The sequence below is a fragment of the Streptacidiphilus sp. ASG 303 genome (assembly GCF_020991365.1).
In the GTDB taxonomy this organism is placed as follows: domain Bacteria; phylum Actinomycetota; class Actinomycetes; order Streptomycetales; family Streptomycetaceae; genus Peterkaempfera.
In genome coordinates this window covers 152,562-178,131 of the sequence record NZ_JAJLRA010000009.1, presented here as the reverse complement: position 1 = coordinate 178,131, position 25,570 = coordinate 152,562, and the positions used below count along the sequence as shown (strand labels likewise).

Genomic DNA, 25,570 nt, shown 5'->3' with positions numbered 1-25,570 from the left:
GGCGTTCACCGCCTCCGCCGGCCCCGGGATGCGCGGAAGCGGTGAACGCCCGTCCCGTGCCCGTACGGCGCCCTCGCGGAGCGGCGCCTGCGGGAAAGGCGCGTGCACGCAGGAGGGCCGGACCGTACGATCGGCTCATGCATCGTTCACCGTGCCGGGACTGGTGGCGCTCCTTCTAGGAGCGGCCGTACCCCCACCGGAGCCGTCCCGGCCGCTCCCGGCCCCTCCGCCGCGGGGAGGCGCAGGACGAAGCACGCTCCGGACCGCGCCGCGGGGTCCACCGCGAGCGTGCCGCCGTGGCGGGCGGCGAGGTCGCGGGCGATGGCGAGACCGAGGCCCGCGCCGCCGCTGCCCCGGTCGCGGGCCGCGTCCAGCCGCGTGAAGCGGTCGAAGACCCGCTCCCGGTCGGCCGGCGGCACGCCGTCGCCGTCGTCGGAGACCCGCACCACCACCTCCGCGCCGCCCGTGCTCCCGCCCGCGCCGCCGCCGGGGACGCGGGCGACCGCGACCTCGACGCGGGTGCGGGCGTGCCGGACCGCGTTGTCCAGCAGGTTGCGCAGGACCCGCTCCAGCAGCACGGGACTTCCCCGCACCACGGCCGGGTCCGCTGCCACCGCGTCCGTGGCCACCGCGTCCGTGGCCGCCGGGTCCGTGGCCGTTGGGTCTGCTTCTACCGCGCCCGTGGCCGCCGGCTCCGTGGCCGCCGACTCCGTGGCCGCCGGGTCCGCCGCGGCCGTGACGACGACCTGCGGTCCGGACGTCCCCGCCGCGCGGCCGGCGGCGTGGTCCGCCACCACACCGGAGGCCAGCGCCCTCAGGTCCACCGCCCGGCCCGCGGCCGTACCGGCCGCGGAACCGGCGTCCAGGCGGGCCAGGAGGAGCAGGTCCTCCGCCAGCGTCTGCAGGCGCCGGGCCTGGCCCGCGGCCTCCTCCGTGGCCGCGGGCCAGTCCGTCCGCTCCGGGTAGGCCAGGGACACCTCCAGCGCGGCCAGCAGTCCCGCCACCGGGCTGCGCAGCTCGTGGGCGGCGTCGGCGACGAAGCGCCGCTGCTCGGACGCCGCCCGGTCCAGCCGCTCCAGGGTGGCGTTGATCGTCACCGCGAGCGCGGCGATCTCGTCGCCGGTGTCGGGGACGTCCACGCGTTCGCGCGGGTCGGACGCGGTGACCGCCGCCGTGCGGGCACGGATCGCCTCGACCGGCCGCAGTGCGCGCCGGGTGGCGAGGTAGGCGGTGCCGGCGACGACCAGCACGGCTGCCGGGACCGCCGGCGCCAGGAGCCGGTCGACGGCACCCGCCGCACGGTCGGCCCCGAACGGGGTGACGACGACGTACACCCGGACGGCGTCGTCGTCGGCGAGGTCCCCGGCGAGGACCGCCGGTGGCCGCGGGCGGGAGGCGGCGACCGACAGGTCGCCGCTGACGGCGGTGAACGTCCGGCCCGCGAGCGGGCTGCCCGCGGTGCCCGGGGGCCTGCCGAACCGGACCTCGTGCCGGTCGCCGACCAGTCCAGCGCCCCCCTTTCCGGGAGGGGGCAGCACCGTGCCGGCCGCCCGCTCGAAGGGCTCCATGTCCGGGCTGGAGGCGAGGGGGACGCGGCTGCCGCCCGCGGTGACCTCGTAGGGGAAGTCCCCCCACGCCTCGGACGGGAGTGCGCCCCCGCCGACGACCTCCAGGAGGCGTGCGAGTTCGTCCTGCGCCTGCGCCCGGGTGGTGGCCATGGCCTGGTCGCGGACCTGGTGGTGCGTCCACAGCGCGCCGCCGGTGAAGAGGACGGCGGACGCCGCCCCGGCGGCCAGCGCGGACCGGGCCCGGACCGAGCGCGGCCCCACCCGTCGGCGGCTAGCCATCGAGGCTCCCGCCGTCGCCGTCTCCACGGCTGCCGTCGTCGTCGCCGCGGCGGTCGTCGACCAGTCGGTAGCCGGCGCCGCGCACCGTCTCCAGCGACCGGCGTCCGAACGGCGCGTCGATCTTCCGGCGCAGGCCGCTGATCCGCACCTCGACCAGGTTGGGGTCCTCCGCCTCGTCCGGCCAGGCCTCCGCCAGGATCTCGCCCTTGGACACCACCTCGCCGGAGCGGCGGGCGAGGACCTCGGCCACCGCGAACTCACGGGGCGTCAGGGCGATCGGCACGCCCGCCCGGCGGCAGGTACGGGCGGCCGTGTCCACCGTGAGGTCCCCGACGACGGCCAGCGGGGACACCGCGGTCCGGGGTCGGCGCAGCAGCGCCCGCAGGCGTGCCACCAGGACCACGTACGAGAACGGCTTCGCCAGGTAGTCGTCCGCGCCGGTGTCCAGCGCCTCCGCCTGGTCCCAGTCGCCGTCCTTCGCGGTCAGCACCAGGATCGGGGTGTGCACCCCCTCGCGCCGCAGCTGCGCGCAGACCCGGTAGCCGTTGAGGAGGGGGAGCATCAGGTCCAGCACGATCAGGGCGTAGTCGCCGGTGCGGGCCTTCCACAGGCCCTCGCGCCCGTCGTGCGCCAGGTCGACCGCGAAGCCCTCCGCGGACAGGCCGCGCCGGAGGGTCTCCGCCAGGCCGCGCTCGTCCTCGACCACCAGGATTCTCACCCCGTCAGCGTGGCACAGCGGCCGGCCGGCTCCCTGACCGCGCGGTCAGGTCCGGTCAGCGTCCGGTCAGCGGCCGGCGGCCAGGGTGGCGGCACCCGTCCCGCCGACCGGAGGCCGCCGCATGAGCGAACCGACCGCCACCCGTACCGCTGCCCCCCGTACCGCTGCCGCCCGCCCTCCTGCCGCGCCCGCCGTCCCCGCCCGCGCCGCCGTCCCCGCCCGCGCCACCGTCCCCGCCCCGGGACGGCCGCCGGTGCCGGGCCGCCCGGCCGGTCCCCCCGGCACGGCGTGGATCCCCGTCGCGGCCGCGCTGTGCTTCGCGGCCTACGCCGCGCTGTCGCTGCGCCTGCACCAGCGCCTCCTGACCACCGGTTACGACCTCGGCATCTTCGAGCAGGCCGTCCGCTCCTACGCCCACGGGCACCTGCCCGTCTCCGAGCTCAAGGGACCCGGATTCCCCCTCCTCGGCGACCACTTCTCCCCGGCCCTGGCCCTCCTCGCGCCGCTCTACCGGCTGTGGCCCTCACCCCTGGTCCTGCTGCTCGCCCAGGCGGCCCTCCTCGCCGTCCCCGTCGTGCCGCTCGCCCGCTGGGCGCAGCGCGCCCTGGGGCGCCCGGCCGCCGCGGCGGTCGCCGCCGGGTACGGGCTCTCCTGGGGCGTCGCCCAGACGGCCGGCTTCGACTTCCACGAGGTCTGCCTCGCCGTCCCGCTCCTCGCGTTCTCCCTGACCGCGCTGGGGGAGGGCCGCCTGCGGGCCGCCGTCGCCTGGAGCCTGCCGCTGCTCGCGGTCAAGGAGGACCTGGGGCTGACCGCGGCCGTCGTCGGCGTCCTCGTCGCGCTGCGCGGCGGGCGCCGGCTCGGCCTGGCGGCCGCCGCCGCGGGGCTGGCCGGGACCCTGGCCGAGGTCCTCGTCCTCATACCCGCCGCCAACCCGGCCGGCTCCTTCGCCTACTGGGACAAGCTCCCGGGGGCCGGAGCCGGATCCGGCTCCCCGGGCACCGGCGCGGGACCGACGGACCTCCTGCGCGCCCTCACCCTCGGCCTGGTCACCCCGGACACCAAGGCCGTCACCCTCGTCCTGCTCCTCGCGCCCACCGCGTTCCTCGCCCTGCGCTCCCCGCTGCTCTGGGCGGCCGCGCCGACGCTGGCCTGGCGCTTCCTCTCCGACAACCCCGCCTACTGGGGCACCGGCTACCACTACAGCGCCGTTCTGATGCCGGTCGTCTCCACCGCCTTCGTCGACGGCCTGCGCCGCTGTCCCGGCGGCACGGCCGCCGTCCGCCACCACCTGGCCGCCGGGGGCGCGGTCACCGCGCTCCTGCTGCCCCAGTTCCCCCTGTGGCAGCTCCTGCAGCCCGCGACGTGGCGCACCCCGCCCCGCGTCGCGGCCGCCCACCGCGTCCTGGACCGCATCCCCGACGGCGCCACCGTCGCCGCGTCCAACCGTCTCGTCCCGCAGCTCACCGCACGCGCCTCGGTCACCGACTTCGGCTACCCCGGCAGCCGCCCCGATCCGCAGTGGATCGTCGTCGACACCGCCGACCCGCAGGGCTGGCCCGTCTCGGGGGAGCAGCAGGCGCAGCTCGTCGCGGAGGCCCGCGCGCACGGCTACCGCACCGTGGCCGACGAGGACGGCTTCCTCCTCCTGCACCGCTGAGGACCGCCCGTCGGCGCGGGGGCCCGTCCCGCGGACCACCGCTGTCCGCGCCCGCCGTCCACCGCCCCGCCCGTCCCGCCGCCGTCCACCGCCCCGCCGTCGACCGCGCCGCCGTCGCCCGTCCCGCAGCCGGGGGCGCGGCGGACGCGGCGCATCCAGCGCCACCCGGACGCGGGACGGTCCCCGCCGTGCGGCGGAGCGCCGCACGGCGCCCGGGCCGGTTCCGCTCACCCCCGCGCGGTGCGGACCACCGGCTCGTGCTCGACGGGAAAGTCCACCGACCGGGCGATGAAGCAGACCGCCCCGACCTCCCCGTGCAGGGCCCGCGCCCGCTCCACCATCGACGCCTCGGCCACCTCCACCTCCGGCCGCAGGACCACCCGGGCGAACCGGCCCCCGCCGCCGCTCCCGTCCATCGCCAGCACGCCGTGGGCACGGTCCTCGTACGCGGTCACCACGACCCCGCCGGCCGCGCACAGGTGCAGGTACCAGAGCATGTGGCACTGGGACAGCGAGGCCACGAGCAGCTGCTCGGGGTTCCAGCGGGCCGCGTCGCCGCGGAAGGCGGGGTCGGACGAGCCGGGCAGCGGCGGCGGGCCGTCCGCCCGCACCTCGTGGTCGCGGCTGTAGGAGCGGTAGCCGTCGGTCCCGGCCCCCAGGTTCCCGGTCCACGCGACCGTCACGTCGTAGGTGTGCGTTGTCGTCATGGGCGTGCAGCCTACGGCGCCGGGGGTGCCACCGCCGCGTGCCCGCCCCGGGACGGGGGCGGGCGCCCGATGAAACGCCGTCCTCCCCCCGTCCGGTCGACGACATGCCCCTCGGTCGACCATGCTGACGTCGCGTCACTTCTGTCGGGCCCGTTCCCGGCCCTCTTCGCGCCGTCTGACCCCTGAACAGGCCCGTGCCCGGCGCGCGTACCCCGCGCTCCTCCGCACCGCCGAGCGCCGCGCGGGCACCGCCGAGCGCCGCGCGGGCACGGCCGGGCGGCGCGGCAGGCAGGCCCGTCCCGCCGTCCCGGCCGCCTCCGGACGTCCCGGACGGCCGGGCGCCGCTGCGGCCGCCCCGGGCGGTCCGGCTTCCCGGCTCCCGGCCGTTGTCGTAGGTGCGTGCAACGCTGTGTCCGTGCCGCCCTCCGCGGTGCCGCCCGGGTGCGACGAGTCCGGCCGGCGCGGTGCGGTGGTCTGCCCTGCCCCACCCCGGACGAGGACGAGGAGCGAGTCGTATGCGCATCGTGGTCAGTGAGTTCATGAGCCTGGACGGCGTGGTGCAGGCGCCGGGCGGGCCGGAGGAGGACACCGACGGCGGCTTCGCCCACGGCGGCTGGTCGCACCCGTTCTTCGACCCGGAGACGGTGGGCGGCTCCTTCGCCGAGGCGCTCTCCGGGGCCGAGGCGCTGCTGTTCGGGCGCCGCACCTGGGAGACGATGGCCGCGGCCTGGCCCGGACGGGCCGGCGACCCGTTCGCCGACCGGATGAACGCCATCCCCAAGTACGTCGTCTCCGGCACGCTCGGCGACGACAAGCTGACCTGGCAGAACACCACGCGCATCCCCGGCGGCGAGGCCGTTGCCCGCATCCGGGAGCTGCGCGGGACGGGCGGCGGCGACCTGCTGGTCATGGGCAGCCCCACACTCGTGCGCACCCTGCTCGGCGAGGGCCTGGTCGACGAACTGCGGCTCGTGGTCATGCCGGTGCTCCTCGGCGGCGGGAAGCGGATCTTCCCCGACGACGGCGTGCTGCGCACCCTGGAGCTCGTCTCCGCCGTCACCAGCCCCGGTGGCGCCCAGGTGTGCACCTACCGTCCGGCGGCCCGCTGACGGGCCGCCGCGGCCGGGCACTCCGCCGCCCCTCCCTCGGACGCCGCCCCTCAGGCGCCGACCGCGAACGCCGCGCGGACCCTGCGGAGCGCCTCCTCCAGCGTCGCCGCGGTCTCCTCGTGGCCGCTGAAACCCTCGTCCTCGCCCGGGTCGACCGACAGGCCCCATCCGGAGTCGGGGTGGCCGTCGATGGTCGCCGTGTGCGTACCTGCGCCGAGGGTGATCGACAGGTTTCCGGCCGGGAACTCGATGACGTCGACACGCTGCAGGGCGTCGCCGAACACGGAGCGGATCGTGCCGCGTGCGGTCTGTGCGTCCATGGTCGTCTCCTCTGTGGTGCTGCGGGGGTCTCCGGTGCGCCCGCCGGGGCCCTGCGGGGTCCGGTGCCCCGGTGCCGGGGGAGATACCGGTGCGGGCGGAGGCACCGGTGCGGACAGGGGTGCGGCGCGGTGCCGGCGGGGCGGGAGCCGGGCGGAGGCCGCCCGTCCGGCCGGGTGAGGCCCTCAGCCACCGCCCGCGTCGGTGCCGGTCCAGACGCGCTCCACCTCGTCGCCGTCGCGCAGCGCCAGGAACGCCCGGGCGATGAGGTCGGGGTCGAACGCCGTGCCCGGTGCGACCGGCCCCGCCACGGTCAGCGTGCGCACCCGCACGCCCCGTTCGCCGAGGTCCGCGGCGAGAATGTGGGCGGCCGCGCGCAGCCCCGCCTTGCCCAGGGAGAGCACCCCCTCCTCCGCACTGGGGCGCAGCGCCAGCCCGCCCCCGGTCAGCAGCACCGAGCCCCGGGTGCGGACCAGGTCGTCCCGGGCCGCCCGCACGGCCGCCAGCGCGGAGAGCACGTTCACCTCGTGGGCGTGCCGCAGCTCGTCGAGACCGCAGTCCGTGAGGCGTCCCGCCCGGTAGGCGGCGTTGTAGGCCAGCACCTCCACCGGCCCGTCGGCCCCGAGCGCGCGCACCGCCTCGGCGACCTCCTCGGCGCGCCCCGCGTCGGCGGTCCGGACGGCGACGTCCGCCCCCTGGCCGGACAGGTCGGCGGCCAGCCGTTCCAGCCGGCCCGCGTCGCGGGCGACGAGCCCGATCCGGTGGCCCTCGGCGGCCAGGGCGCGGGCGAGGGAGGCGCCGATGCCGGGGCCCGCGCCGACGACCAGTGCGGTGGTGGGTCGGGGAGTGTCCACGGTGGGTCCTTTCTGGGGTCCTCTCGGACGGGTCGGGCCGGACGGCCGGGCGGACGCCCCGTGCCCGCCGGACGCCCCGTGCCCGCCGGACGTCCGGCGGCACCGGGCCCGGCCCGGGCGCGGGAGCCCTGCACCGGAGTCCTCACCCCGGCCCGGCGGCGACCACCGGGTCGGTGGTGCCGTCGGGGCAGGCGTCGCGGGCGGTGTCCCAGCCGGCGAGCACCGCCCCGCCCCGGTAGGCGCTGTCGAGGAAGGCGAGGACGGCGCCCTTCGGGTCGGGCGCGCTGCGGGCGTCCTCGTAGTCCAGCACCGCGAGGTGGCTGCCGTTGCGTTCGACCCACCGGGCGGCTGCGGGTTCCAGCGGCTGCCCGGCCAGGCCCTCGGGCTCCGGCGCGGTGTAGGAGTAGAAGGCCGGCCGCGGGAAGGCGGGGTCGCCGAACCAGAAGCCGGCGCTGACCACCTCCCGGGAGTACGCCTCCCGGGTGACGGGGTCGACGGTGGCCGGGTGGTGGACGACGCGCCCCGAGAAGCGGGTGACCGCGATGTCGAAGGTGTGCCAGAAGTGGTGGACCGGCGACGTCTTCCCCGACCACTGCGCGGCGTACTCCTCCAGGACCAGGTTGACCTGGGAGAGGATCCGCCAGTACCGGTTCGCCTGCGCCGGGTCGTAGGTGCAGTGCTCCTCGTCCTCGGCGAAGGGGCGGCCGGAGTCCGGCAGGTCGAAGGGCCGGGGGAGGGCGATCACCGCGCGGGCGCCCACCCCCGCCAGGGCGGCGCGCAGCCGGTCGTGGAAGGCGGCGACGGACAGCCCCGGCAGGGCGAAGGACGCCGCGGAGCCGTCGCCCGCCGTGACCTCCAGGCGGTGCGCGGTGAAGTCGAAGTCGACGCAGAAGAACCCGCCGTCGTCGCCGAGCCCCATGGGGCGGGTGGTCATGCCCCGGCCGGTCAGGTGGAACGGCACGTTCCACCAGTGGTTGCGGCGCGGCGAGGCCGCCAGGCGCACCTTGCCCACCACCTGTGCGAACCGGTGCAGGGTCTCCTTCGTCGCGCGCCACTCCTCGTACGGCAGCGGTGGGAACAGCTCCACGGTGCCTCCCTGCGATGTGCCGGGCCCCTCTGCGGACACCACCATCGTGCGCACACCGGCCCCGGACCGCGACCGGCCGTCACCCGGGACGCCCCCACCGATGGCGGGGGAGGGGGCCCCCGGCGACCATCGGAGGGACGGGAACGGCGGCCGAGGGAGTCGGGACGGATGTCCTTGCACGTGGCGGTACTGGGGGCGACGGGTGGTCAGGGGGGTGCCGTCGTGGACGCCCTGCTGGAGGGCGGGCACGCGGTGCGGGCGGTGGCCCGCGACCCTGGCAGCCTGCGGGCGCGGACCCTGCGGGAGCGCGGGGTGGAGGTCGTCCGCGGCGACCTCGGCGAGCCCTCCTCCCTGGGGGGCGCGCTGGAGGGGGTGGACGCGGCGTTCGCGGTCACCACGCCCTTCGAGTTCGGCCCCGAGGCGGAGGTCGAGCAGGGGCTCGCCGTCGTGCGGGCCGCCGCACGGACCGGCCTGCCGCACCTGGTGTTCTCCTCCGTGGCCTCCGCCGACCGGCGGACGGGCGTGCCGCACTTCGAGAGCAAGCAGCGGATCGAGGAGGTCCTCGCCCAGGAGGGGCCGCCGTGGACGGTGGTCGCCCCCACGTACTTCTTCGAGAACCTCCTCGGCGACCCGCAGGCCCTGCGCTCGGGCTGGCTGGAGTTCCCGATCCCGCCGGACCGGCCGCTGCAGCAGGTGGCCCGCCGGGACCTCGGCGCGCTGGTGGCGGCCGTCGTCGCCGACCGCGACCGGCACCTGGGCCGCCGTGTCGAGGTGGCCTCGGACGCGCCGACCCCGGCGCGGATGGCCGCGGTCCTGGAGCGTGCGCTGGGCCGTCCGGTCGAACCGGTGCAGGTCCCGCTCTCCCTCGTCCGGCAGGGGAGCGCCGACATGGGGGCGATGTGGGACTTCCTGTCCCGCGAGGGCTACGCCGTCGACATCGGCGCCCTGCACCGCGCCTACCCGGACATCGCCTGGACCTCCTTCGAGGCCTGGGCCGAGGGCCTCACCGCGGGCGCCCCGCGGCCCGCCCGCTGAGGGCGGCGCCGCGGGGCGCGGGCCCGGCCGTCGGCGGGCCTGTCCGCCGGCCGCCGTGTCAGCCGACCGAGAGGGCGGCGTCCATCTCCCACATCAGCACCTCCGCGCCCTCCGGCCCACCGGTGATGCGGCGGCCGTCGGAGCGGGTGATCCGCGCGGCGTCGCCCTGCGCGAGGGGGCCGGAGCCCTCCAGCGCCACCTCGCCGCGGGCGACGAAGAGGTGGACGAAGGGCGCGGTGGCGGCCTCCAGGGTCTCCCCGGGCCGGATCTGCGCCACGTGCAGGGCGGCGTGCTTCTGGCGGATGCCGATCGCCCGCTGCTGGAGGTGCTTCGGCATGCCCGAGGCCAGGGTGGTCCAGCCGCCGCGGGCGAGCTCGCCGCCGATGTCGAGCTGCTCGTAGCCGGGGGCGATGCCGGCCTCGTCGGGGACGGTCCACATCTGGATGAACCGCACCGGGGTCTGGTGCTCGGGGTCCCCGGTGAGGGTCCAGGAGTCGTTCTTCTCGCTGTGCAGGATGCCGGTGCCGGCGCTCATCCGCTGGGCGAGCCCGGGGTGGATCACACCGTTGTGCCCCTCGGAGTCCTGGTGCACCAGGCTGCCCTCCAGCACCCAGGTGATGATCTCCATGTCGCGGTGGGGGTGGGTGTCGAAGCCGGTGCCGGGTGCCACGACGTCGTCGTTGGAGACGAGGAGCAGCCCGAAGTGGGTGTTCCCGGGGTCCCAGTGCCGGGAGAACGAGAACGAATGGCGGGAGTCGAGCCAGCCGGCGCGGGTGTGGAAGCGCTCGCCTGCGCGGCGGATGTCGACGAGGGAGGACAAGGCGTCTCCTTGGCGCTCGGGGAGCGGGGCCGCTCCGCGGATGTTGTTGAATCTTATACAAATTTTCGGCCGCAGGCATTCCCGCCCCCCGCCGCAGTGCCGTGCGGAGGCTCCGGGACCCCCGGCGGGCCCGGCCGCGCCTCCCCCGCGCGGGGCCCCTGGGCGTGTCCGGCGGGTGTGCTAGCGGCTCGGCCGCTCCGGCCCCGGGCCGGCCGCGGCCCGGTCCTGCGGCCGGTCGAGGAACGCGCGGTAGGCGGCGGCGACGTTCGCCAAATACCGGAGCGCCGCCCCGCGCTCCTCCTCGGACATCCCGGCCGAGGCCCCGCCCAGCAGGCCCAGCAGGGGTGCCAGTTCGCCCATGACGTGGCGCATGCCGGTGTCGGTGACCTGCAGGACCTGGCGCCGCCGGTCCGCCGGGTGGGGCGTGCGCTCCACGTGCCCCTCGCCCGCCAGGCGGTGCACGGACTGGGTGGCCGCGGCCGAGGTCACCCCGAGCCGCCGGGAGAGCTCCACCGGTCCGAGCTGCTCGCCCGCGGCCTCGGCCATGATCACGTGCTCCACGGCCTCGACGTCGGTCAGCGGCATCCCGAGCCGGTGGGCGAGGGCGCCGCGGGCGAGCTGGGTCAGGGTGAGCACCTCGCGCAGCGCCTCGGACAGCTCGTCCCCGGGGCCGCCGCCCGGAGGGTGGGGTGTGTCGGGTTGCGCCATGGTCCACAGTCTGACACGGTAATAATCGCTAAGCTGCTTAACGACATATGAGGTCATCGTGTCTCGAACCATGCCCGGCTCCGGCCGCCAGGGGTCCGCCGCTCCCGACGACGGCCCGCACCGGGCCCTGCGCCCCTCCTCCCGCCGCCTGCGCGGCGCTGCGTGGCTCGTCCTCCTGCTCACCGCCCTCGGCCTCGGCGCGGCCTTCACCCTCGGGCCCGCCGACGCCACCACCACCGCGACCACCGGATCCGGCCTCCCGGCGAGCTCCCAGTCCGCCCAGGTCTCCCGCATCGTCGGAACGCTCCCCTCCGGAGCGGTCGCCCCCGCCCTTGTCGTCTACAGCAACGCCGACGGCACCCCCCTCACCGCCGCGCAGCGGGCACAGATCGAGCAGCGGACGGCCCCCCTGGGCCGGCTCGGCCTCGGCGGGGCGCCCGCCCGCGCCGCGTACGCGAAGGACCGCGTCGCCACCGTCGCCGTCCCGCTCCGCAGCGGCGTCGGGGACGACGAGAACGCCGCCCGGATCGACACGATCCGCCGCACCGCCTCCCAGGGCCTCCAGGCGCCCCTGCGGGCCCAGGTCACCGGCGGCCCCGCCTTCTCCGCCGACCTCGGCAAGGTCTTCGACGGCGCCGACACCACCCTGCTGCTGGTGACCGCCTCCGTCGTCGCGCTGCTCCTCCTCGTCACCTACCGCAGCCCCCTGCTGTGGGTCGTCCCGCTGCTCGTCGTCGGCGCGGGCGACCGCCTCGCCTCCGTGCTCGTCGGGGTCCTCGCCCCGATCGCGGGCGTCGACGTCGACGCCGCCTCCGCCGGCATCCTCTCCGTCCTCGTCTTCGGCGCCGGGACCGACTACGCCCTGCTCCTGGTCTCCCGCTACCGCGACGAGCTCCACCTGGAGGACGACCGCTTCCGGGCCATGGCCCGCGCCTGGCGCGGCACCGCGCCCGCCGTGCTGGCCAGCGGCACCACCGTCGTCCTCAGCCTCCTCACCCTCCTCGCCGCCGAACTCACCGGCAACCGTGGCCTCGGCTTCGCCGGGGCGGTCGGCATCCTCACCGCGATGCTCTGCGGCCTCGTCGTCCTGCCCGCCGCCCTCGTCCTGCCCGGACGCGGCATCTTCTGGCCCTTCGTGCCCAGGGTCGGCGACCCCGTCACGGCCGACCGGCGCGGGGGCTGGGCCCGGCTCGGCCGCGCCGTCGCCCGCAGGCCCGCCGCCGTCACGGCCGCCGGCACGGCCGTCCTGGTCCTCCTGGCCTCCGGGGCGCTCGGACTGCACACCGGCCTCTCGCAGAACGACTCCTTCCGCAGCAGGCCGGAGGCCGTCCTCGGCCAGGAGACCCTCCAGTCCGTCCTCCCCGCCGGCGCCGGCGACCCCCTCACCGTCGTCTCCTCCGCCGCCGCCGCGGACGAGGTCGTCCGCGCCGCCCGCGGCGTGCCCGGCGTCGCCCAGGTCACCCCCGGCGAGCGCACCGCCCGCCACGCCACCGCCGAGGTCGTCCTGGAGGACGCGGCGGGCACCCGCGCCTCCGACGCCGCGATCGCCCGGCTGCGCGGCCGCCTGGCCGAGGTGCCGCGCGCGGACGCGCTCGTCGGCGGCACCACCGCCGAGACCTACGACGTCGCCCGGGCGACCGCCCGGGACACCCGCGTCGTCGTGCCCCTCGTCCTCGCCATCGTCCTGGTCGTCCTGGTGGTGCTGCTGCGGGCCCTGGTCGCGCCGCTCCTGCTGGTCCTGACCGTCATCGCGTCGTACTTCGCCGCCCTGGGCGCCTCCTGGGCGCTCTTCCGCACGGTGTACGACTTCCCGGCCCTGGACGCCGGCGTCCCCCTGCTGTCGTTCCTCTTCCTGGCCGCCCTCGGCGTCGACTACAACATCTTCCTCATCGCCCGCACCCGCGAGGACACCCTCGCTGGCCACGGCACCCGCGCCGCGGTCCTCCGCGCCCTCGCCTCCACCGGCGGCGTCATCACCAGTGCGGGAATCCTGCTCGCCGCCGTCTTCGCCGTCCTCGGGGTGCTGCCGCTCATCACCCTCACCCAGATCGGCGTCATCGTCGGCGTCGGCGTCCTGCTGGACACCCTCCTGGTGCGGACCGTCCTCGTGCCCGCCCTCGTCCTGCTCACCGGGCGGCGCTTCTGGTGGCCCGGCAGGCCCGAGGAGGCCGCGCGGCGGCCGTCCGACGGCCCCGCCGCCCCGGACCGGCACGGCGCCACCGCCGCGTCCGGGCCCCGCTGACGGCGGCCGCGCACCCGCATCCGCCCCTCCGTCCCTCCGCCCCTCCGCCTCGGGAGGGGCGGAGCGGCGGAGGGGCGGACGCGGGTGGGCGGGGACGGGCCGCACGGGCGGCGCGGGGTGTCCGCCGGGCCGTTGTCAGTCCCCTCCTGACGCGCTACGTTCGTCACGACAGGGCGTCAGGACCGTCCTGACGCGGAGTCGATGACGGAGGATCCATGCCCGCGCAGCTCTTCGCCGACCGCACCCTCCACTGCTCCTTCTGCGGCAGGCCGGAGACCGAGGTGAGCAAGGTCGTCGCGGGCCCGGGCGTCTACATCTGCGACGGCTGCGTCCGCCTCTGCGGCGACATCCTGGCCCGTCCCGCCGCCCCCGGGGAGACGCCCGAGGTCCCCGTCTCGGAGACGATGACCGACGACGAGATCCTCGAACTCCTGCCCCGCATCGCCTCGGTGAGCGCCCAGGTCGACGCGAGCCTGCAGACCTGGGTCGACCGGCTCCGCGCCCGCGGGGTGCCGTGGGCCCGCATCGGCGCCGCGCTGGGGGTCGCCCGGCAGTCGGCCTGGCAGAAGTTCTCCGGCCAGCCCTGACGGCCCCTCCCGCCCCGTGCCGCAGGGGCGGGGCCCCGGTCGCCCCCGGGGCGTGGCGTGCGCCCCCGCTGCCGGGCGCGTCCGGCCGGAGCCGCCCCCGCCCGCGCTCCCGGGACCGCCCGGACGAGGTCAGCGCCCGAGCGGCGGCGCATCCGGATCCGACACTGCCTCAAAGGGAAGGGACCGCATGCCTGTCGAGGCAGGAATACGGTTCCCCGGCCGCGGTGCGCCCGGTCCGGGCGAGGGGACCGGGCCCGTGCGGCGGGCGGCCTCCTCCCCGCGATGCCGCGCGGGTGCGGTTGCCGGCGGGAAGGCCTTCCGCTGTCGGGGGCCCTGCGCATCCGCGGGCCCCTGTCCAGACCGCCGACGCGTGATCCACGTCACTCGGCGGCCCGAAGGCGCTGGCCCGTATCTTCCCCCACGAGTCCGCGGCGCCGTCCCACCCCGATGTGCCGAGCGGCTGCAGGCGCAGTGATCCCCGCCTGTCCCGACGCCCACGAGGAACCCGTTGAAGCCACCACCCGCACGCTGGACGGTCCTGGCCGCAGCCGGCGCGGCCCTCCTGGCCACGGCCGCCCCCGTCGCCGCCTCCCCGGCACGCCCCGGGCCGGTCCCGGCGGCCGCGCCGCCCGCGTCCACCGCACCGGCCCGGGCGGCCGTGCCGCCGGGTGTCCACACGGTCACCCTGGTCACCGGCGACGTCGCCACCGTCCGCGGGTCCGGTGGGAGGGGCGGCACCGTCGACGTGCGCAGCGGCGACGGGTCCCCCGCGGAGGCGCGCGTCATGGAGTCGGGGGGCCACCTGTACGTCTATCCCGACGCGGCCCTCCCGTACGTCGCGGCGGGCACCCTGGACCGGCGGCTGTTCGACATCACGGCCCTCGTCGCCGACGGCTACGACGACGCGCACCGCGACCGGCTGCCGCTCATCGTCTCCTACACGGACGGGGCGGCGCAGCTGCGTTCCGGCGCGTCCCCGCAGGGCTCCACCCGGGTCAGGACCCTGGACAGCGTGCAGGGCGCCGCGCTCACCGAGGACCGCAGGCACTCGGCCGAGTTCTGGGCCGCCGTCACCGCCGCGCCCGCGGGCGCCGCGAGGGCGGGGACGCGGTCCGGCGCCCCGGGCTTCGGCTCCGGCGTCGCGCGGATCTGGCTGGACGGCCTCGTGAAGGCCGACCTCGCCGACACCACGGCCCAGATCGGTGCGCCCGACGTCTGGGCGGGCGGTGACACCGGGCAGGGCGTGGACGTCGCGGTGCTCGACACGGGGGTCGACCCCGGGCACCCCGACGTCGCGGACCGCATCGCCTCCTCGCGGAGCTTCGTCCCCGGCGAGGAGGTCGTGGACCGCAACGGGCACGGCACCCATGTGGCCTCCACGATCGCCGGGACCGGCGCCGCGTCCGGCGGACGGGAGAGGGGCGTCGCGCCCGGCGCGGACCTCCGCATCGGCAAGGTGCTCGCCGACGACGGCTCCGGGCAGGACTCGTGGGTCCTGGCGGGCATGGAGTGGGCGGCGCGCGACCAGCACGCCAGGATCGTCAACATGAGCCTCGGCTCCGACGCGCCGTCCGACGGCACCGACCCGATGAGCGAGGCGGTCGACCGCCTCAGCGCCGAGACGGGGGCGCTGTTCGTGGTCGCCGCCGGCAACCAGGGCGCGCCCGGCAGCATCGGCGCGCCCGGCGCGGCGGACTCCGCACTGACCGTCGGCGCGGTCGACTCCGCCGACGACGTCGCCTCCTTCTCCAGCCAGGGGCCCCGCGTCGGTGACGGCGGCCTCAAGCCGGAGATCACCGCCCCCGGTGTCGACGTGCTCGCGGCCCGCTCCCAGTACGCCCCGGAGGGCGAGGGCAGCTACCAGACGCTGAGCGGCACCTCGATGGCCACGCCCCACGTCGCGGGCGCCGCCGCACTGCTGGCCGCCGCCCACCCGGACCTGACGGGGAGCCGGCTCAAGGACCTGCTCGTCAGCAGCTCCCGGCCCACCCCGCAGTACGACGCCTTCCAGGGCGGCAGCGGCCGCGTGGACGCGGCGGCGGCGGTCCGGGCCACCGTCCTCGCCTCCGCCACCGCCTTCGCGGGGCAGGCGCCCGCGGGCGGCTCCAGTACGGTCCTGCGCCCCGTGACCTACACCAACCTCGCGGACACGCCCGTCACCCTCGACCTGTCCGTCGACGCCCCCGGCGCCCCCGCGGGCATGTTCCGGCTGTCCGCGACCCGGGTGGCCGTGCCCGCGCACGGGTCCGCGTCCGTCACCCTCACGATCGACGGCTCCCAGGCCTCCGCCGGCAGGCACTACAGCGGCCAGGTCACCGCCGCCGACCCCGCGGGGCACCGGGTCGCCCACACGGCCGTGGCGCTCGGCGACGTCGCCCACAGGCTGACGATGACCCTCAAGGACGGCGAGGGCCGGCCCATGTCCGGCGTCGTGGAGGTGCTCAGGTCGGGCGACTTCTCGCCCGCCTTCTACCTGGTCGACGCCACCGGCACGCTGACGACGTTCCTGCCCGACGACACGTACTCGGTCCTGTCCTTCAAGACCGTCCAGGGCCTCCACGGCCCGCACTCGATGGGCATGGCGCTGCTCGGCGACCCCGACGTCACCATGGACCGCGACACCACCGTCGTGCTGGACGCCTCGAGGATCCGCCGGGTCGACGTCACCACGCCCCAGCGCACGGAGGCGACCTACCAGCGCCTCGAGTACCACCGCTCCATGGGCGGCGGCTCCTGGCGCGACTACATGGAGACCCAGACCAGCTACGACAGCCTCTGGGCGCAGCCCCTGCGCACCAAGGTGACCCACGGCGACTTCTACCTCGCCGCGCGCTGGCGCAAGGAGCAGCCCGCGCTGAGCGTCGCCCTCGGCGCCACCGACTTCTCCGACGTCCTGCAGCAGACGGGCATGACCCCCCTGCCGAAGGGGCGCCGGAACCTGAAGGCGGTCGTCGCCGGCGACGGCGCGGCCGCGGACTACGCCGGGGTCGACGCCCGCGGCAAGGCGGTGGTGGTGCGCCGCACTGCCTCGGTCAGCGACGCGGACCAGGCCGCCGCCGCCGTCCGGGCCGGGGCGGCGCTCCTGCTGGTCGTGAACGACCAGCCCGGACGCTGGGTCCGCGACTACAGCCCCCGACCGCTGACGTCCGCCCGGATCGACGTGGCACTGCTCAGCACGGACGAGGGCGAGAAGCTCATCCGGCTGACGCAGGGCGGCGACGCCGTGCTCCGCGTCGACTCCCAGCCGGTCAGCCCCTACGTCTACGACCTGATGCGGACCTGGCACAACGAGATCCCGGACGACCTGGTCCAGCAGGGCAGTGCGAAGAACCTGGCCCGGGTCGACGTCACCTTCGACAGCCCGGACCCGTCGCGGGGCGGCGGGGAGTTCCGGTTCGACTGGCCCGCCTACTCCGACTGGGGCATCGGCACCACGATGCGCGAGCCCGTGAACGGGAAGCGGGTCGACTGGATCTCCACCGGCGGCGCGTTCACCTGGGGCCAGGAGGCCTACGTCGACGGCCTCCTCTACGAGATCGAGCCCAGGACCGCCTACCGCCCCGGGAGCACGCAGGCGGAGGAGTGGTTCAAGCCGATCGAGCGCCCGTACCTCAACAACAACTACAAGCTGCCCCGGCGCAGCGGGAGCTGGCTGAGCTTCGACGTCCCCGGCTGGGGCGGCTCCGACCACGTCGGCATGACCATGGACTACCAGCGCACGCGCCAGGCCCTCACCCTCTACCAGGGAGGCACCCTCCTGGCGCAGGGGTCGGCCACCGTCGTCGGAGCCGACGCGCCCGGCCCGGACAGGCTCCCGTACCGCCTGGTGCTGGACACCGGCCGGGACGCCTCGGTCAGCCCCTACTCCGCCACGACGCACACCGAATGGGCCTTCACCTCGAAGGCGCCGTCGTCGGACGAGTCCGAGGTCCTGCCCCTGCTGCAGCTGGACTACGCGGTCGCCACCGACGCGGCGGGCCGGGCGGGGAACGGTGCGGACCTGTCGGTGTCCGCCCGCCACCTCCCCGGTGCCGTCGGCGCGGGCGCGCTCGCACCGGTCGCGGTGGAGCTGTCCTACGACGACGGACGGACCTGGCGGAGGGCCGTGCCCGGCCACGGCGGCCGGTTCGGCCTGTCCGCACCGAAGGGGGCCCGGTTCGTCTCCCTCCGGGCGAGCGCCCGGGACACGGCCGGCAACACCGTCACCCAGACGGTGATCCGGGCCTTCGGGATCCGGTGAACCCGTAATGACCGGCTGACCGGCTGACCGACTGACCGGCTGACCGGTTGACCGGTTGACCGGCGCGGTCGCCCGGCGACCGCGCACGACCGGCCCGGGGCGGCCCGCACAGGACCGTGCGGTCCGCCCCGGCCCCCGGCGCGGCCCGGCCTGCCCGTGTGCGCAGGCGCCGGGGGAGCGGCCCTCCGCGGGCGCCCGTCGCAGGGCGGCCCGCGGCGGAGGGCCCCGCCTCCGGGACGGACCCCCCTGTGCCCGGCGGTGGCCGAAGCCCGGCACCCCGCGAGGAGCCACCCCGCGAAGAGCCACCCCGCGCAGGAGCCTCCCCACGAGGGTCCGGCAAGCCGTCGGCTGACGGTCCGTCCGGGCACGGGGCTTCTGTTCGACCGTGCATGTGTCCGGCGTCGGACACTGCGTCCGTTGTGTCGCCGCTCGGCCCCGGCTGTGGAAGCACAGGCCGGTGCGGAGCGGCAGAGCGAGAGGAAACCGTGAGATCCATCTTCATGAGACCCGTGTTCGGCATGGCCGTGGGGCTCGGCCTGCTGTCGGTCGCCGCCGCCCCGCCGTCGCCCCCCGTGCCCGCAGGCTCCACCACGGCGGCGCATCCGACGGTGGCCCCGTCCCCGGACCTCGGGCCCGCTCGCGACGGCGGTGACGCCGGCACCCGCACGGCACACCGCTGGATCCCCCTGATCACCGGTGACCGGATCGGGGTGGACGGCAAGGGCGAAATCGTCTCCGCGCGGCCCGCCCGGGGCCGCGCGGACATACCCATCCGTGTCGAGACCGCCGGCGGGCACACCTACGCCGTGCCCGACGACGCGCGGGGCCTGATCGCGAGCGGCCGCCTGGACCGCCGCCTGTTCGACGTCACCACGTTGAGCTCCCCCGCCTATGCGCAACGCAGGGACCTGCGGCTCATCGTGATGTACGACGCGGCACGCCCGGCGGCCAGGACGGCGCTGCGCGCCACCGCCGGCGCCGAGGTCGAGCGGACGTTGAGCAGCATCGACGCCGACGCCGTCGCCGCACCCGCGAACGGGACCGCGGACCTGTGGTCCGCCGTCACCAGGGGGACGGCCGGCGACGCCGGCCGCACGGCGGCGCCCGGCATCGCCTCGGTGTGGCTCGACGCCGTCGTCCACGCCTCCCTGGACAAGAGCGTGCCGCAGATCGGCGGCCCCGAGGCGTGGGCGGCCGGCTTCGACGGCACCGGTACGCGCATCGCCGTCCTCGACACCGGGGTGGACACCACCCACCCCGACCTGGCCGGCCAGGTCGTGGCCGAGCGCAACTTCTCCCAGTCGCCCGACACCGTGGACCGGTACGGCCACGGGACGCACGTCGCGTCCATCGCGGCCGGTACCGGGGCGAAGTCCGGCGGCAAGTACCGGGGCGTGGCGCCGGGAGCCCGGATCCTCGCCGGCAAGGTCCTCGACGACAACGGCAGCGGCAGCATGTCCCAGATCATCGCGGGCATGGAGTGGGCGGCGGCGGAGAAGGCGGACGTCGCCAACCTCAGCCTCGGCAGCTACGACACTCCCGAGACCGACCCGATGGAGGAGGCCGTCGACAGGCTGTCGGCCGAGAGCGGGACGCTCTTCGTCGTGGCGGCCGGCAACACCGGTGAAGGCGGGCCCGGCACGATCAACACGCCCGGCAGCGCCGACGCCGCCCTCACCGTCGGCGCCGTCGACAAGCAGGACGTGCTGGCACCCTTCTCCAGCACCGGCCCCCGGGCCGCCGGCGGCGCGATCAAGCCGGACATCACGGCGCCCGGTGTGGCCATCGGAGCCGCGGCCGCGCACGACAGCCTGATGGCCGGCGCCGGTACGCCGGTCGCGGACGGGTACGTGGCGCTGAGCGGCACCTCCATGGCCACCCCGCACGTCGCGGGCGCGGCCGCCATCCTCGCCCAGCAGCACCCCGACTGGACCGGCGACGACATCAAGCAGGCACTCGTCGCGTCGACCACGCCGGGTGCGTACGGGCCGTTCCAGCAGGGATCCGGCCGGGTCGACCTGCGGAAGGCGATCAAGCAGACCGTCGTCGCCCGCCAGACCTCGATCCCCTTCGGCCTCGCCCAGTGGCCGCACACCGACGACCAGCCGCTCGTCCGGGACCTCACCTACCGCAACCTGGGCAGCACGCCGGTCACCCTCGACCTGGCCGTGGACGCCACCGGGCCCGACGGCGGCCCCGCGCCCGCCGGGATGTTCACCACCGACGCCCGGGTCACCGTCCCGGCGCAGGGCGAGGCCACCGTGAAGGTCACCGCCGACACCCGGCTCGGGGGCGACGCGGTCGGTACCTTCACCGGACGGGTCACCGCCACCGGCGACGGCCAGACCGTCGGCACCGTGTTCGCCGTGGACCGTGAGTCGGAGCACTACACCGTCACCGTGGAACCCCTGGACCGCGGCGGCAGCCCCGCCGCCTCCTGGGACGCGTACCTGCAGGCGCTGACCGGTCCGCTTCGGGGCAACGACATCGCCCTGGGAGGGGAGACGCACTCGGTGCGCGTCCCCAAGGGGCGCTACTTCCTGAACAGCATGGTCCGTGTGGACCCGGAGGGTTCGTACAGCCAGGGCGCCGACTGGTTCAACCGGCCCAACCTGGACGTCACCGAGGACACCACGGTGACGCTGGACGCGCGCACCGCCAAGGCGATCGACGTCACCGTGCCGGACCGGACCGCGCAGCCGACCTTCGGGTACATCAGCGCGGGCGTCGACCTGCCCGACGGGACCTTCACCCGCTTCGGACTCTTCACCGCGAACCTCGGCAAGTTCCACACCGCTCACGTCGGCCCGAAGGCGTACCCCGGGGACACCCTGAACCAGCAGCTCTCGCTCGCCTTCTCCACCGGCGCCGAGGGGCACGACGACTACGCCCTGGTGTACCGGCCGAAGGGCGACACGTACCTGACCGGTTTCGCCGACCACCCCGCTCCCCGGGACTTCTCCGACGTCAGGCTGAGGATGGGTGCGCCGGCCGAGGGCAGGACCGGCTTCGTCACCCCGGTCACGGAGGGCGGCAGCGGTCTCGGTGAGGCCCGCCCCCTCCCTCACGCGACCACCCTGCACCTGCTGTCGGCCGACACCCCCTGGACGCTGGTCTTCGACCAGGTGGACGCCCACGACTCCTACGAGAGCAGCTACGTCTGGTCCGACCAGGCGTTCCAGCCGGGGCACTCCTACCGGCACACGTTCAACGTGGGTGTCTTCGGGCCCTCCCTCCCGGACGGCTCCGGGCTGCTCCGCAACGGTGAGGCGCTGCTCGGCGCGATCCCGCTGTTCTCGGACGGCAGCGGGGACTTCGGCGACAACAACGCGCCGTACGACAGCGCGCTGACGACCTTCTACCGCAACGGACAGCTCGTCTACCGGAGCATCTACCCCTTCGACTACTTCTACGTGGCGCCCGACGAGCGGGCCGACTACCGGCTGACCGCCACCGTCACCCGCGGAGCGGTGGCGCACGTCTCCACGACCATGACCGCGTCCTGGACGTTCTCCTCCGCCTACGCGCCGGGCATCACCCGGATCCCCGCCTCCGTCGTGCGCTTCACGCCCGAGCTCTCCCTGGACAGCACGGCCCGGGAGCGGACGAGGCTGCGGGTCCCGGTCACCGTCGAGGGATCCGCCGAGGGGCGGAACCTGAAGTCCCTCGAGGTGTGGGTCTCGTACGACAGGGGTGCCGGCTGGCAGAAGGCCGCCGTGCACGACGGCGCCGTCGAGGTCACCAACCCCAGGGCGGGCGGCAGCGTCTCGTTCAAGGCCGAGGCGGCCGACCGGCAGGGCAACACCGTCACCGAGACGATCATCGACGCGTACCTGACGAGGGCCGAGCAGTGAGCAGGTCCTGACGGCGCCAGCCGGCAGCGACGAACAGGAAGGGTCCCCGCCGTCGGCGGGGGCCCTTCCCCGTGCGGCCGGGGGCCGGGCCCGGACCCGCCTCCCGGCCGCCGGCGCCGGACGCGCCCGAGGTGCTCCTGCCCCGCATCGCCTCCTCGGTGAGCGCCCAGGTCGACGCGGGCCTGCAGACCCGGGGCGACCGGCTCCGCGCCCGCGGGGTGCCGTGGGCCCCCATCGCGCCGCGCCGGGGGCCGCCCGGCAGTCGGCCCGGCGAGCGGCCCCGCGAACTCCTCGCCCAGGAACACCACCTGCCACCGGTAGGACTCGGCCCGGCGCAGACGGCTGACCAACCCGCACAGCGTCATCAGCGGCGAACCCGGGAGCGGGGCCTTGCGGGCGTCCTCGGGGGCACGCCCTCACACGTGGCCCGCGCGGTGTCACGGGCGTGGTCCAGGAAGGTGACCAGCCGTGCACGCTCGTCCCACGTGGGAGGCGTGTCGGTTCGTTGCGGCATCGTGAGGAGCCTCCCCCGGCCCGGTGCGGGTGCCGACCCGGCCGAGCGGAAGCACCGTCGCGTGCCCCGGCACCCGCTGCGCCCGGGGAGGGCCCGGCCGGACCGACGGACAGGTCCTAGCCCGCCAGGGCGCCGCCGAAACCGAAGGCGTCGGCGGCGGGCAGTCCCCGCAGGCCGGCGCGCCCGACGGCGGCCGCCGCCGGGCACGGACCCGGCCGGGCCGCGCAGGAGACGTGCAGCACCCCGTGGCCGTCGTCGGCGCCGGTCGCGGCGGTGAGCAGTTCGGCCCGGCCGTCCCCCGTCACGTCCGCGAGGAGCACGGTGCCGCCGAACACCTCCTGGACGCCCTCGGGCGCCGGCCGGCCGGACACGACCTCCCGCACGCCCCGCACGGACAGTCCGTGCGGCCCCCCGCGGAGGAGGAGCACGACGCCGGTGCGCGCCGGTCCGGGGCCGCCGTCGTCGGGCACGCCCACGGCGACCTCGGCCCGGCCGTCCCCGTCGGTGTCGCGCACGGCCACGGCGTGCCCGAAGTGCGCGGCGTCGGCGCCCGGCACCGGCCCGGGGACGCCCGGTGTCCGCTGCGTGACCCCGGTCCCCCCGGGCCGCAGGCCGCGGGCGCCCCCGTACCGGACCACCAGACGGCCCGCCCCCTCCCCGGCGTCCGGGTCGCCGAGCGCCAGGTCGGCACGGCCGTCCCCGTCGACGTCGCCGACCGCCGCCGTGCTGCCCCCGGACAGGCGCAGCACACGGTGCAGGCTGCGGGCGTCCTCGGCCAGCACCCAGGCGCCGGGGGCGGACAGGTCGCCCGAGTCCTCGCGCGTGAAGCCGGCCACCACCACCTCCGCACGCCGGTCGCCCACCAGGTCCCCGGCGGCGAGCGCGCCGCCCGTGATCCCGTCGCGCCGGTCGGCCCGCAGCGCCAGCGTCCGCACCCGGCCGGACGCGCCTGAGCGGCGGACCGGCCCGTGGAGTACCGACACCGTGTCCGGACCCGGGGCCGTCGTGACGGCGGAGGTGCCCAGCAGGACGACGTCGCGGTGCCCGTCCCCGTCGGTGTCCGCGACCGCCAGGGCGGCGGCCGAGCCGCCCGCGGGCATCCGCAGCGCCGTGCCGCCGGACAGCCCCCGCGGGCCGCCCCAGAGCACCACGGGCCCTCCCCGGCCGGCCGAGACCACCAGGTCGGTCCGCCCGTCGCCGTCCAGGTCGCCCGCGCCCACGGTGCCGCCGAAGCCCTCGTCGGCCCGCACCGGACCGGGCACGCCGGGGCTGTCGCGGGTGACGACGACGGGACGCGCCAGGCCGCGTGCGGAGCCCCGGAGCACCACCACGCCCCCGGCCCGCTCCCGCCCGCGCACCGTGCCGTCGCCCGCGCCCACCGCCACGTCGCCGTACCCGTCGCCGTCGAAGTCCACCGCCGGGCGCGCGGCGGGCCGGGCCGCGGCCGACGGCACCGGCCGCCCGCCCCCGCGGGCCGGGCCCGCCGCACCGCCGCCGCCCGCCGCACCACCGCCGCCCGGCCCGCCGCCCCCGCCCGCGGCGCAGGCGGCCAGGACGAGCATCCCGGCGGCGAGCGCGGCTCCGGCGGTCCCGCCGGCCGTGGTCCTGCGCCCCATGGCGTCCCCCTCCGTCACCGGAGAAGACACGCCCCGTCCCGAAAGGTTGTACGCGCGCCGGTGACCCGGCCCGCCGGCGGGGGAGGTGGCGGGGCGTCAGAAACCTTTCCCCGGCAACGCCCTGCTCGGGAGCGGTGCCGCCCGATTCCCGCGCAGGACGGGATGACTGCCCGCGGGATCCCGGGGTAGCGGCTGCCCCGGAGAGAAGTGCGGACGGCGATCCCGTCCCGGCACTCCGACACTGCGGAAGGACTGCGGACATGAGCGAGACCATGTGGGGCTACGGCGCGGACAGCGGCTACACGGCGGGCGTGGACCTCGTCGGCTACCGCGTCGAGGCCACCGACGGCCACATCGGCAAGGTCGACAAGGCGAGCGAGGAGGTCGACGGCCAGTACCTCGTCGTCGACACCGGCCCGTGGATCTTCGGCAAGCACGTCCTGCTGCCCGCCGGCACCGTCTCCAGCATCGACGCCAACGAGCGCACCGTCTACGTCTCGCGCACCAAGGACGAGATCAAGAACGCGCCGGAGTACGACAAGGACAAGCACGCCGTGGACTCCGGCTACCACCAGCAGTACGGCCAGTACTACGGCGGCCACCGCTGACGCGGCCACCGCTGCGGACTCCCGCGGCCCCGACCGGAGCCTTGCCGGTCGGGGCCGCGGGCCGTCCGCGTCCGCCGGAGCCCGCGCTCCGGGCCGCGACGTGCCGTGCGCCACGTGTGCCGGGGGCGGGAACGGGCAGGCTGAGGCGCGCGACCACCTGCGGACATGCCTCCCGCGCCCCCGACCCAGGAGCCCCCTTGCCGTCCGACCTCATACCCGACCTCCCGCCCGGCCCCGCACCCGGTCCCGTACCCGACCTCCCGCCCGGCCCCTTCTCCGAAGCCCTGCGCACCGCCACCCGCGCCGCCCACACCGAGGCCGAGGAGTCGCCGTTCATGGGCGACCTGCTGGGCGGGCGGCTCGGCCTCGACGCCTACGCCCGCTACACCGAGCAGCTGTGGTTCGTGTACCGCGCCCTGGAGGACGGGGCCGCCCGCCTCGCGGACGACCCCGTGGCGGGACCGTTCGTACGGCCGGAGCTGGAGCGGGTCCCGGAGCTCGAGCGGGACCTGCGGCACCTGGCGGGGGAGGACTGGCGCGCCCGCGCCTCGGCCCTGCCGGCCACCCGGCGCTACGCCGCGCGGATCGCGGAGGTCGCCGCGCACTGGCCCGCCGGGTACGTCGCCCACCACTACACCCGCTACCTGGGCGACCTCGCCGGCGGGCAGGTGGTCCGCCGCACCGCCGAGCGGACCTGGGGCCTCGACGCCGGGGGCGACGGGGTCCGCTTCTACGTCTTCGAGCGGATCGGCAGCACGCCCGCCTTCCGGCGGGAGTACCGCGGGCTGCTCGACGGCCTCCCCCTCGGGGAGGCGGAGCGGCGCCGGGTCGCGGCGGAGTGCTGCGACGCCTTCGCGTTCAACGGCGCCGTCCTCGCCGGCCTCGCCGCGCTCTTCCCGGCGCGCGTCTGACGGCACCGCCGGTTCCCCCCGCCCCCGGGGACCGGTCGGCGCAGCGTCCCCGCAGGTGGGACGATGCAAGGGGGGCGACGCACAGCGACAGAAGGACCGGCCCGCCCCACCGCGGCCGGCCCCACCGGGAGGAGCCGG

The 25,570-nt window shown here is 76.7% G+C and carries 18 protein-coding genes and 1 pseudogene; 9 read left to right on the top strand and 10 right to left on the bottom strand.

The window, feature by feature from the left end; all coding sequences use genetic code 11:
• Nucleotides 1–146 precede the first annotated feature (146 nt).
• Both LO771_RS14855 and LO771_RS14850 read right to left on the bottom strand, forming a co-directional pair.
• Nucleotides 147–1,847 (bottom strand): HAMP domain-containing sensor histidine kinase, encoded by a 1,701-nt coding sequence (locus LO771_RS14855; RefSeq protein ID WP_230652468.1) that lies wholly within the window; start codon nt 1,845–1,847, stop codon nt 147–149.
• The gene (locus LO771_RS14850; RefSeq protein ID WP_230652466.1) at nt 1,840–2,565 is read right to left on the bottom strand and encodes a response regulator transcription factor; all 726 of its coding nucleotides are present in this window, start codon (nt 2,563–2,565) and stop codon (nt 1,840–1,842) included. The genes LO771_RS14855 and LO771_RS14850 overlap by 8 nt, the downstream gene beginning before the upstream one ends.
• Before the next feature lie 121 nt (nt 2,566–2,686).
• On the opposite strand from LO771_RS14850, the gene LO771_RS14845 reads away from it, so the two are divergent.
• Complete coding sequence (locus LO771_RS14845) at nt 2,687–4,222, top strand: DUF2079 domain-containing protein (RefSeq protein ID WP_230652463.1); 1,536 nt, start codon at nt 2,687–2,689, stop codon at nt 4,220–4,222.
• 227 nt (nt 4,223–4,449) lie between these two features.
• Here the strand turns inward: LO771_RS14845 and LO771_RS14840 are convergent, their stop codons facing one another.
• Nucleotides 4,450–4,929 (bottom strand): OsmC family protein, encoded by a 480-nt coding sequence (locus tag LO771_RS14840; protein ID WP_230652461.1) that lies wholly within the window; start codon nt 4,927–4,929, stop codon nt 4,450–4,452.
• Between the two features lie 515 nt (nt 4,930–5,444).
• Here LO771_RS14840 and LO771_RS14835 point away from each other — a divergent pair.
• Complete coding sequence (locus LO771_RS14835; protein WP_230652459.1) at nt 5,445–6,038, top strand: dihydrofolate reductase family protein; 594 nt, start codon at nt 5,445–5,447, stop codon at nt 6,036–6,038.
• A 50-nt stretch (nt 6,039–6,088) separates the two neighbouring features.
• Here the strand turns inward: LO771_RS14835 and LO771_RS14830 are convergent, their stop codons facing one another.
• The 3 genes from LO771_RS14830 to LO771_RS14820 form a co-directional block, all read right to left on the bottom strand.
• On the bottom strand, nt 6,089–6,358 hold the full coding sequence (locus tag LO771_RS14830; protein WP_230652457.1) for a hypothetical protein: 270 nt from the start codon (nt 6,356–6,358) through the stop codon (nt 6,089–6,091).
• A 183-nt stretch (nt 6,359–6,541) separates the two neighbouring features.
• The gene (locus tag LO771_RS14825; protein WP_230652455.1) at nt 6,542–7,210 is read right to left on the bottom strand and encodes an SDR family oxidoreductase; all 669 of its coding nucleotides are present in this window, start codon (nt 7,208–7,210) and stop codon (nt 6,542–6,544) included.
• Between the two features lie 142 nt (nt 7,211–7,352).
• Complete coding sequence (locus LO771_RS14820; protein WP_230652453.1) at nt 7,353–8,297, bottom strand: DUF5996 family protein; 945 nt, start codon at nt 8,295–8,297, stop codon at nt 7,353–7,355.
• A gap of 168 nt (nt 8,298–8,465) precedes the next feature.
• Here LO771_RS14820 and LO771_RS14815 point away from each other — a divergent pair, with 168 nt between their 5' ends.
• Entirely contained in the window at nt 8,466–9,332 is an 867-nt protein-coding gene (locus LO771_RS14815; RefSeq protein ID WP_230652451.1) for an NmrA/HSCARG family protein, read from the top strand.
• Nucleotides 9,333–9,390: 58 nt separating this feature from the next.
• Here the strand turns inward: LO771_RS14815 and LO771_RS14810 are convergent, their stop codons facing one another.
• Both LO771_RS14810 and LO771_RS14805 read right to left on the bottom strand, forming a co-directional pair.
• Entirely contained in the window at nt 9,391–10,152 is a 762-nt protein-coding gene (locus LO771_RS14810; RefSeq protein ID WP_230652448.1) for a pirin-like bicupin family protein, read from the bottom strand.
• A 180-nt stretch (nt 10,153–10,332) separates the two neighbouring features.
• Nucleotides 10,333–10,860, bottom strand: coding sequence for a MarR family winged helix-turn-helix transcriptional regulator (locus tag LO771_RS14805; protein WP_230652445.1), 528 nt, complete (start codon nt 10,858–10,860; stop codon nt 10,333–10,335).
• 58 nt (nt 10,861–10,918) lie between these two features.
• Between LO771_RS14805 and LO771_RS14800 the strand changes: the two genes are divergently transcribed.
• From LO771_RS14800 to LO771_RS14785, 4 genes are all read left to right on the top strand, one after another.
• Nucleotides 10,919–13,102 carry an MMPL family transporter gene (locus LO771_RS14800; RefSeq protein ID WP_230652442.1) on the top strand — a complete coding sequence of 728 codons (2,184 nt, stop codon included), beginning with the start codon at nt 10,919–10,921 and terminating at the stop codon, nt 13,100–13,102.
• A 215-nt stretch (nt 13,103–13,317) separates the two neighbouring features.
• Nucleotides 13,318–13,689 carry a ClpX C4-type zinc finger protein gene (locus LO771_RS31060; protein WP_304944811.1) on the top strand — a complete coding sequence of 124 codons (372 nt, stop codon included), beginning with the start codon at nt 13,318–13,320 and terminating at the stop codon, nt 13,687–13,689.
• Nucleotides 13,690–14,197: 508 nt separating this feature from the next.
• Nucleotides 14,198–17,929, top strand: a complete 3,732-nt coding sequence (locus LO771_RS14790; RefSeq protein WP_230652440.1) for a S8 family serine peptidase — start codon at nt 14,198–14,200, stop codon at nt 17,927–17,929.
• 500 nt (nt 17,930–18,429) lie between these two features.
• Nucleotides 18,430–21,783: a S8 family peptidase gene (locus LO771_RS14785; RefSeq protein WP_230652438.1), complete on the top strand. Its 3,354-nt coding sequence runs from the start codon at nt 18,430–18,432 to the stop codon at nt 21,781–21,783.
• 265 nt (nt 21,784–22,048) lie between these two features.
• Here LO771_RS14785 and LO771_RS14780 read toward each other — a convergent pair.
• A pseudogene (locus LO771_RS14780) lies at nt 22,049–22,297 on the bottom strand (DUF664 domain-containing protein); the annotation flags it as partial.
• Nucleotides 22,298–22,413: 116 nt separating this feature from the next.
• A complete protein-coding gene (locus LO771_RS31055; protein WP_304944810.1) occupies nt 22,414–23,913 on the bottom strand; it encodes a VCBS repeat-containing protein in 1,500 nt (499 codons plus the stop codon).
• 260 nt (nt 23,914–24,173) lie between these two features.
• Here LO771_RS31055 and LO771_RS14770 point away from each other — a divergent pair, with 260 nt between their 5' ends.
• Entirely contained in the window at nt 24,174–24,521 is a 348-nt protein-coding gene (locus LO771_RS14770; protein WP_230652436.1) for a PRC-barrel domain-containing protein, read from the top strand.
• 212 nt (nt 24,522–24,733) lie between these two features.
• Nucleotides 24,734–25,432, top strand: coding sequence for a heme oxygenase (biliverdin-producing) (locus LO771_RS14765; protein ID WP_230652617.1), 699 nt, complete (start codon nt 24,734–24,736; stop codon nt 25,430–25,432).
• Nucleotides 25,433–25,570: the final 138 nt, after the last annotated feature.